Here is a 4,308-nt window from a genome sequence, read left to right on the forward strand (position 1 = left end):
TCTTGCGCCACGCGCTTGTCGCGGCTCATGACAGCGCCGCCAAACACGTCCGCATGGCCAACCGCATATTTTGTCAACGCCTGGACAGAGATGTCCACGCCGAGGTCCAGTGGCTTGTGCAGAATTCCAGCGCCCCATGTATTATCGAGAATGGTGCGAATACCACGCTGCTGCGCCACGTCCACGATGGCAGGCGTATCGCTGATCTCGAAGGTGAGTGAGCCCGGAGATTCCAGGTAAATTACGCGCGTGTTGGGTTTGATCAGGTTAGAAATGGTTGCGCCACATCGCGGATCGAAGCGCGTCGCCTCTACCCCCATTTTTTCCAATCGACGATCAAGATAGCGCGCGGTGGGGCCATAGGCGGAGTCGGTGAAAAGGATGTGATCCCCGGCTTTTACCTGGCTGCCGATGGCAAGCGCGCAGGCCTGTAATCCGTTCGAGGTCAGTTTTGCGAAGGTCGCATTCTCAAGTACGCAAAGTGCGTCTTCAAGTTCACGATGAACCGCCAGGCCCATACGGCCGTAGCCGGGCTTCGCGCCATAGAGGTCTGAGGATGTATCAAACAGGAGTGTGGACGCCCGCTCGATTGGCGGATTGACTGTCTTCTGGGCCAACCGGCGGCCACGCGTATGGATGAGACGTGTCGCAGTGTCCTTTGTCATGCTGTGCCAGTGGCGACGGGACGGGATGCGTCAGACGCCCATTCCGCCCACGATCCATCATAGACCGCGACGTCCCAATTACCGAGTCGGGCCAGCGCGAGTGCCGTGACAGCGGCAGACACGCCAGACCCGCAGGTCGCGATTGTGGGCGCGAGGGGATTTGGAAACAGTTTGCCAAGTTCCTCGGCGGATTTCATCCTGCCGTCTTCCGTGCGGAGTTCGCCGGAGGGCAGGCAAATGCTGCCAGGGATGTGGCCGGAGGGAAGCCCCTCTCTCGGTTCGGGAGCCTCGCCGGAGAAACGCTCGGCCGAGCGGGAGTCTATGATGTTGTGGGAGCTGTTCGCAGATGCTGCAAGCATTTGGTCTGAATCCTTCAGCAGATCGGACCGGACGCGCGCTGTGAAATGGCGTTCGACGGCCACCGGTGGCAGGTCCTCGGTCTCGCCACCAGCATCCGTCCAGGCCTTGAGCCCACCATCAAGTACTTTTACGTCGCGTTGGCCCATTACGCGCAACATCCACCATACGCGAGCCGAGGCGAAGAAGTTGAACTGGTCATAGACGATGATCCGGTTGCCGTCTCCCAGGCCGAGCTTGCGCGCACGCGACGAGAACATGACGGGATCGGGCAGCATGTGCGGCAGATCGGTTCCGCCTGCCTTGATGGCGTCGATGTCGAAATAGACGGCCCCCGGGATGTGCCCTTCAGCCCATGCCTGGCGCCCCGTCTTCTCGGGATTGAGGAAGGGAGGGAACCAGGTTGCGTCCACGACCCGGACGTCTGGCGCAGAGATATGTTCTTTCAGCCATTCGGCTGTGACAAGCGGGTCTCCGGATTCCATAATTCAAGCCTCCATCCATGCGGGAACCGGCAGATCCTTCGATCTCAGGAAATCGGGATTGTAGAGTTTCGACTGGTATCGGTTGCCATAGTCGCAGAGCACCGTGACGATTGTGTGCCCGGGCCCCAGATCCTTCGCCATCTGAACGGCCCCGGCGACATTTATTCCCGCGGAGCCGCCAAGACACAGACCCTCATTTTGAACGAGGCCGAAAAGGATGTTGAGCGCTTCCTCATCCGTACAGCGATAAGCGCGATCCACTTCAATACCTTCAAGATTGGCTGTGATGCGACCTTGTCCGATGCCTTCAGTGATTGAGGTGCCTTCGGATTTCAACTCACCGTTCTTGTAGTATTCATACATCGCAGCCCCGCCGGGATCTGCGACACCGATCTGAATGTCCTTGTTCTTTTCCTTTAGTGCGAGCGATACACCGCCGAGCGTGCCGCCAGATCCGACCGCGCAGATGAAAGCGTCAAGCTTGCCATCGGTTTGGGTCCAGATTTCCTGACCAGTGGTGTCGTAGTGGGCCTTGCGGTTCGAGATATTGTCGAACTGGTTTGCCCAGATCGCGCCGTTTGGTTCCGACTTGGCAAGGTCTTCGGCCAGGCGCTTCGAGAAGTGCTGGTAGTTGTTTGGGTTCTTGTAGGGGACCGCATCGACCTCGATCAGCTCTGCGCCGAGTAGGCGGATTGCATCCTTTTTCTCCTGGCTTTGCGTGCGTGGCATAACGATGACCACGCGGTAGCCGAGTGCTGCGCCGACCAATGCGAGCCCGATGCCGGTGTTTCCAGCCGTTCCTTCGACAATGGTGCCGCCGGGTTTCAGCTCTCCAGCCGCTTCAGCGTCGCGAACAATGCCCAGTGCCGGTCGGTCTTTCACAGACTGCCCCGGATTGAGGAATTCGCATTTGCCGAGAATTTCGCAGCCGGTTTCGTCAGATGCCTGGTTCAGGCGAAGCAGGGGGGTGTTGCCGATAAGGTCGATCACCGAGCGATGAAACTTCATCAGATTAGGTCCGATTCTGGTCAATTTTCTTTGGGACGAAGCTAGTGCGGCGCAGAGGTTTTCACAACCGTTGTGAGTCCCACAGGGCCCGTGTGATCCAATTCGTGCCGGTCTGCGTAAGAAGCATGAATAGACCAACCGAGACAGGACCGCCTGCTTGACCCACACCGACACCTATATTGCTTTCATGATGGACCATGCCGCCGGGAACCATCCGGAGTCCTTTGCTGTGGCGGGGGACCTGCACATTTCACTGAGTGAGAGGGGGGCTGAGACCGCGCATCTCTGGTCAATGATCGGCGGTGTGATGCTGGAACGATCTGACCCGATACTTGCCGACCCGGCCCAGCAGAGTTCGAGAACTGGTCGCGCCCGATGGTCAGGTCTCTCAGCTGATGAGGTCCTGTTCCAATCATCTGGCGATTTGAGCTGGCGGCGCGGTTTCTCCGGCGTTCAATATGCATCTGCAGGCACGCCGGGGACAAAGTTCATGAAACTGGAGCCCGGTCAAAGCGCGCCGATGCATGGTCATGGTGGCCTTGAGGCAACCGTTGTCCTGTCCGGGCGTTTTACAGATGGATATGGCACATATTCTCGCGGTGACCTTGTGCTCGGTGAACCCGGCATGCGTCACAAGCCCGCTGCTGTGGGAGACGAAAGTTGTATTTGCTTTGTCGCCCATCGGCCCAACAGGTTCTGGAGTATTTTCCAATGAAGCGTTTTCTGGGAGCCATTCTGGTATCGGCCGCGCTGTTTAGCGCACCCGCAAGCGGAAAGACGTCGGATGCGAGTTGGGCACCAAGCCCGGGCGACGTGATCGAGTTTGATGTGCTGCGCAAGGGCAAGCCATTCGGCTCCCACTCCGTCACGTTTGGGCAGGATAGCCAGGGACGTCTGACTGCAACGACTGACGTGAACCTCAAAGCCGGCCTGGGGCCTATCACCGTTTTCAAGTATGAGCTCGACGCCACTGAAGTGTGGGAGGATGGACAACTCGTGTCTCTCACCGGTCAGGTTGACGATGATGGCGATGAAGGGTCGGTGAAGGCAGCGCGCAGCGGTGATGGGTTGGAGGTCGAAGGCACAGAGTATGACGGTGTTGTTGCAGGCTCAATCGTGCCTTCAAGTCATTGGAACTTAGCCGCCACGAATTCCTCAAAGCTGCTGTCGACCGGCAATGGAGAAATATTGGAGGTCACCGTATCTGAACAAGGGAATGAGACCATACGTGTGGCGGGTGAAGAGATCGAGACCACGCGGTATCTGATGGATTCTGATATTGATGTTATGCTTTGGTATGACCAAGCCGGACGTTGGATGAAGTTGGCTTTCGAAGCGCGTGGTCAGGACATTGAATACGTTTTGGCGAAGCCATACTGATTTCGCTACCGAATGTCGGCTCTGACACTCATTCTTGGCGATCAGCTAACGCCCGACCTGTCATCTCTTTCTGATTTCAATCCGTCCACAGATACTGTCTTGATGGCCGAAGTCATGGAAGAGGCGACCTATGTGGGCCACCACAAGAAGAAGCTCGCATTTGTATTCTCTGCCATGCGCCACTTCGCTGAGGAGTTGGAAGCAACGGGTGTTGCGGTTCGCTATGTCAAATTAACGGATCCTGAAAATGAAGGCTCATTGCGCGGTGAAGTGGCGCGTGCGTTGGATGCCGATCCCGGCATCGACACCTTGATCATCACGAAACCCGGCGAATGGCGCCTGTTGAGCGATATGGAGGTGTGGGCCAACATCTTCGATGTAGAGGTGGAACTTCGCGACGACACGCGGTTCAT

General features: G+C 57.4%; 6 protein-coding genes. 3 read left to right on the forward strand and 3 right to left on the reverse strand.

Translation table 11 applies throughout. The annotated features are described in order from the left end of the window. The 3 genes from B4F73_RS09935 to B4F73_RS09945 all read right to left on the reverse strand — a co-directional run. Positions 1-665, reverse strand: a 665-nt coding sequence (locus tag B4F73_RS09935) for a PLP-dependent transferase (protein ID WP_290481723.1), incomplete at its 3' end; no start/stop codon positions are given. Continuing rightward, a complete protein-coding gene (locus tag B4F73_RS09940; RefSeq protein WP_206992788.1) occupies positions 662-1,507 on the reverse strand; it encodes a sulfurtransferase in 846 nt (281 codons plus the stop codon). The genes B4F73_RS09935 and B4F73_RS09940, both read right to left, overlap by 4 nt. Before the next feature lie 3 nt (positions 1,508-1,510). Then, on the reverse strand, positions 1,511-2,515 hold the full coding sequence (locus B4F73_RS09945) for a cysteine synthase A (protein ID WP_206992789.1): 1,005 nt from the start codon (positions 2,513-2,515) through the stop codon (positions 1,511-1,513). A 157-nt stretch (positions 2,516-2,672) separates the two neighbouring features. On the opposite strand from B4F73_RS09945, the gene B4F73_RS09950 reads away from it, so the two are divergent. The 3 genes from B4F73_RS09950 to B4F73_RS09960 all read left to right on the forward strand — a co-directional run. Beyond that, on the forward strand, positions 2,673-3,230 hold the full coding sequence (locus tag B4F73_RS09950; RefSeq protein ID WP_206992790.1) for a cupin domain-containing protein: 558 nt from the start codon (positions 2,673-2,675) through the stop codon (positions 3,228-3,230). Further along, positions 3,227-3,895 (forward strand): DUF6134 family protein, encoded by a 669-nt coding sequence (locus tag B4F73_RS09955; RefSeq protein ID WP_290483158.1) that lies wholly within the window; start codon positions 3,227-3,229, stop codon positions 3,893-3,895. The genes B4F73_RS09950 and B4F73_RS09955 overlap by 4 nt, the downstream gene beginning before the upstream one ends. A 12-nt stretch (positions 3,896-3,907) precedes the next feature. Continuing rightward, positions 3,908-4,308, forward strand: a 401-nt coding sequence (locus B4F73_RS09960) for a cryptochrome/photolyase family protein (RefSeq protein ID WP_290483159.1), incomplete at its 3' end; no start/stop codon positions are given.

It is taken from the genome of Hyphomonas sp. UBA3601 (assembly GCF_002375605.1).
Lineage (GTDB): Bacteria > Pseudomonadota > Alphaproteobacteria > Caulobacterales > Hyphomonadaceae > Hyphomonas.

What these genes read in the sequence shown, in the direction of transcription:
- B4F73_RS09940 (WP_206992788.1), bottom strand. Translation starts at nt 1,507, where the DNA reads ATGGAATCCGGAGACCCGCTTGTCACAGCCGAATGGCTGAAAGAACAT.
- B4F73_RS09955 (WP_290483158.1), top strand. Translation starts at nt 3,227, where the DNA reads ATGAAGCGTTTTCTGGGAGCCATTCTGGTATCGGCCGCGCTGTTTAGC.
- B4F73_RS09945 (WP_206992789.1), bottom strand. Translation starts at nt 2,515, where the DNA reads ATGAAGTTTCATCGCTCGGTGATCGACCTTATCGGCAACACCCCCCTG.